Origin of the sequence: Neisseria sp. N95_16, from assembly GCF_002551535.2 — a bacterium.
GTDB lineage: Bacteria > Pseudomonadota > Gammaproteobacteria > Burkholderiales > Neisseriaceae > Neisseria > Neisseria brasiliensis.
The window spans coordinates 1-3,294 of sequence record NZ_PDBT02000122.1 but is presented as its reverse complement, the minus strand read 5'-3'; the positions used below and the strand labels follow the sequence as shown (position 1 = coordinate 3,294).

Sequence of the window (3,294 nt, the reverse complement as noted above, 5' to 3'; positions counted from 1 at the left end):
CCGCCGACCGAGAAAGACATTGGACTATGAGACACCGGGTGATCTGTTTTCAGCAGCCCTTGCCAATGGCATTTGAGCGTTGCACTTGAAATGCGAATGTAAGTTTTCAGACGGCCTCAATGTCGGTTTAAATACTTGCTAAACCCGATAGCAAACCCTAAAATCGAATGCTCCATCATTCCTATTGCGAAGAACACACCATGTCTGCCCAGCCGATTTACAATTTCTCCGCCGGCCCTGCCGTTTTGCCTGAAGCCGTTTTGCGTACCGCCCAGCAAGAAATGCTGGATTACAACGGCACCGGTTTCCCCGTGATGGCCATGAGCCACCGCTCCGATATGTTTATGTCGATTTTGCATCATGCCGAACAAGATTTGCGCCAACTGTTAAACATTCCCAATAATTATAAAGTGCTTTTTTTACAAGGCGGTGCAACCACACAATTTAATATGACCGCGATGAATCTGGCGCATGGTTTCGAGCGCATTGATGCCGTGATTACCGGCAACTGGAGCCGCTTGGCAGCCGAGCAAATGCCGCTTTTGGGCGATGCTCAAGTCAACATCGCGGCGCATGGCGGTGAATTGTTTGATTACAAAGACTTGCCTGCCGTGGAAGACTGGAATATTTCCAAAGATTCGGCTTTTGTGCATTTTGCCATCAATGAAACCGTCAACGGCTTGCAATATCAAGACGTGCCAAAACTTTCAAATGGCATGCCGCCTTTGGTGTGTGATATGTCGAGTGAAATTTTATCGCGTAAATTTAACGTGGCTGATTACGGTTTGATTTATGCCGGCGCACAGAAAAACATCGGTCCGGCCGGCGTAACTGTGGTCATTATCCGCGATGATTTGCTGGATCGCTGCCCGAAAAATATTCCAAGCGTGTTCAACTACCGCACCCACATCGAAAAAGACGGCATGTACAACACACCGTCTACCTACCCGATTTACATGTCGGGCTTGGTGTTCCGCTGGCTGCAAACGCAAGGCGGTGTGAAAGCCATCGAAGCGGTGAACAACCTCAAAGCCAAAACGCTTTATGATGCCATCGATAGCAGCGGCGGCTTCTACATCAACCCGATTGCCGTCAACGCCCGCTCTAAAATGAATGTGGTGTTCAAAACCGACAACGACAAACTGGATAAAATGTTCGTGCAAGAAGCCGATTTGCGCGGCTTGCGTTTACTCAAAGGCTACAAAACAGTCGGCGGTATGCGTGCCAGCATTTACAACGCCATGCCACTGGCCGGTGTGGAAGCCTTGGTCGAATTTATGCAGGATTTCCAACGCCGCTACGGTTGATTGAAAACAAAATCATAGGCCGTCTGAACATTTCAGACGGCCTTCTTTTATGACTCACCCATTCGCTTGAAAAAATATTTTGTGCCATAAAGAACCATCACACATCCAATCACAGGAATCTCTCATGAACGCTCTCGAATTATTAACCACCCGACGCTCGTCTAAAAAACTGGTCGCCCCCGCACCCAATGCCGAACAATTGGAAATCATGCTGCAAGCGGCAACCCAAGTGCCGGATCATGGCAATATGCGCCCGTTTAAATTTACCGTAATTCAAAGTGAAGCCGGTTTAACCCGCTTTCGCGAACTCTTGCGCCAAACGGTTACCGAGTTGAACTTCGGTGAAGAATCAATGAAAAAAGCGGAAAAAGTCGGCCACATGGCGCCGATGGTAATTGGCGTGACCTTTGCGCCGAACCAAAATGTGCCAAAACCCAAACCGGAATGGGAACAAATGCTCAGCGCCGCATGCTCGGCCTATGGCTTGCAATTAGCGGCTACCGCACAAGGTTTTGATAATGTTTGGATTACCGGCTTGTGGACCAACAGCCCATTGTTGCGCGAAGCTTTTGGCTGCGGCGAGAAAGACAAAATCATTGGCCTGATTATGGTCGGCACACCCGATGAAGAAACCGGTGGCGCGAAAAACACCGATTTGGATTCGTTTGTGACTTATTGGTAATCAATCCAACAAAATATCAAAAAAGGCCGTCTGAAAGTAAATCCTACTTTCAGACGGCCTTTGATTCATCATGAAAACATTACGCCGGATTCATGAAGGTTTCAATTTCCTGCAAAGAAATTTCAGGTGTCGCTCCATGGCGTGAAGCCACTAAAGCACCCAATGCGCAGGCAAAGGTTACGGCTTCTTGTGGGTCGGCATTGTTCAACAGCTTATACGTCAAACCGGCCAAAAAGCTGTCGCCCGAGCCAACGGTATCGGCTACTTTCACGCGGAAACCGCTGTGGCGGTAAAGCTGGCCGTCGCGATACAAGGCTGCGCCATGACTGCCCAACGTCACCACCAAAGTTTCCACACCGGTGAGCTTGGCGACATAAGCGATATTTTGCTCAATCGAATGATAAGGCGAACCGTACACTTCAGCCAATTCGTACAATTCATCGTCATTCAATTTCACCATGTCAACTTTCTTCATGGTCGCCAACAGGCGGTCGGTATCGTAATGCGGCTTGCGAAGATTGACATCAAAAATCTTGAATTTGGCTTGCTCCAGCAATTGCTCCAGCGTGGCGTGGGAAACTTCGTCACGAGTGGCCAGGCTGCCGAAAATAAACGCATCGGATTCGGCTACACGCTGCAAAGCTTCCGGCTGCACCTGAATGCGGTCCCAAACACAAGGGTAAACAATTTCGTATGAAGCGCTACCGCTTTTATCCAGCGATACTTTCACCAAACTGGTGGCTTGGTCAGGGCAAATCTGCACAAGGTCGGCATTCACGCGCTTACTCAGAATCTGGCGCAACAATTCTTCGCCGTCTTCATCGTCGCCGCGGCAGCTGATGATGCTGCTGTCCGCACCTAAGGCCTTCAGGCGAACAACCACATTCAGCGGCGCACCGCCCAATACTTTTCCGCTTGGGAAATCGTCCCACAGCACTTCACCGAAACTGGTTACTTTCATGCTCAATCTTCCTTAATTAACAACCTACACAATTTTCCAACACAATATCTTTAATTTCCCAATATCATAAACATCTCAAACAACCGTTGCAATACTGGCCATGAGGACAAAACCGTTTATCCCCGAATGATTTTGGCGCATTATTGAGAATAAACTACCGGCCATCTCTACTATCCATCAGACTTTGAACATGAGTATACTGCCAACAATTATTTTTATTCATTTAAGCTGATATTCTCTTTTACCTAGGGCGTGTCCTCAATTTAACTTAGCATGAATAATAGAGCAAGCCAAGTAAAGCATCGATTTAAAATTACGAGCTAATTTCTCATAGCGAGTAGCAA

3 protein-coding genes and 1 pseudogene are annotated in these 3,294 nt (G+C 47.9%); 2 read left to right on the top strand and 2 right to left on the bottom strand.

What is annotated here, in order from left to right; all coding sequences use genetic code 11:
- Positions 1-200: 200 nt before the first annotated feature.
- Positions 201-1,307 (top strand): phosphoserine transaminase, encoded by a 1,107-nt coding sequence (gene serC, locus CRG49_RS12520; RefSeq protein ID WP_095502912.1) that lies wholly within the window; start codon positions 201-203, stop codon positions 1,305-1,307.
- Positions 1,308-1,431: 124 nt separating this feature from the next.
- Positions 1,432-1,989, top strand: a complete 558-nt coding sequence (locus CRG49_RS12515; protein WP_095502911.1) for a nitroreductase family protein — start codon at positions 1,432-1,434, stop codon at positions 1,987-1,989.
- 79 nt (positions 1,990-2,068) lie between these two features.
- Here CRG49_RS12515 and CRG49_RS12510 read toward each other — a convergent pair whose 3' ends face one another.
- Positions 2,069-2,950, bottom strand: coding sequence for a carbohydrate kinase (locus tag CRG49_RS12510; RefSeq protein ID WP_095502910.1), 882 nt, complete (start codon positions 2,948-2,950; stop codon positions 2,069-2,071).
- Between the two features lie 258 nt (positions 2,951-3,208).
- A pseudogene (locus CRG49_RS12505) lies at positions 3,209-3,294 on the bottom strand (IS5/IS1182 family transposase); the annotation flags it as partial.